1 protein-coding gene is annotated in these 621 nt (G+C 72.0%); it reads left to right on the plus strand.

The features are described from left to right. Positions 1–84 precede the first annotated feature (84 nt). The coding region (locus ACK4SE_RS14100; protein WP_409693986.1) for a cadherin repeat domain-containing protein at positions 85–621 on the plus strand (537 nt) is incomplete at its 3' end.

Consider the following 621-nt stretch of genomic DNA (forward strand, 5'->3'; position numbering starts at 1 on the left):
GTGCAAGTGCGGGAGTCGGGGGAGCTGACGCTGGGCCGCGGGCTCGCGCCTTGGCTGGGCGGCAGCGGGGCACCGCTGCTGAACGTGACGGACGCGCAGCCGGTGGCGGTGCGCCGCGTGGCGCTGGCCACGGGCAGCTTCGTGCCCGGCGACTTCACCGTGTGCTACCAGCGCGCGGGACGCAGCGCGGCGGACGTGTTCCGCCTGAACGCCAACACGCGGCAGCTGTTTGTGCAGCAGGCGGTGCTGGACTACGAGAGCGTGTCCGAGTACTCGCTGGTGGTGCGCGCCACGGACGGCGGCGGGCTGTGGCACGAGGCCACCAGCACGGTGGCGGTGCTGGATGTGAACGAGCGGCCCACGCTGTACGGCGCGTGGTACGAGGTGGAGGAGAACAGCCCGGAGGGCACGCGCGTGGGCGCGCCGCTGGTGGCCACCGACCCCGACTTTGGGCAGACGCTGACCTACTCCATCACCGGCGGCGACGGCGCCAGCGTGTTCAGCATCGAGGACGGCACTGGGCAGCTGCGCGTGGCGCAGGCGGTGCTGGACTTTGAGACGAAGAGCTCGTACAGCGTGGTGGTGCGCGCCACGGACAATGGGCAGCCGGCGCCACTGTGG

This window comes from Brevundimonas sp., assembly GCF_046293315.1.
GTDB lineage: Bacteria > Pseudomonadota > Alphaproteobacteria > Caulobacterales > Caulobacteraceae > Brevundimonas.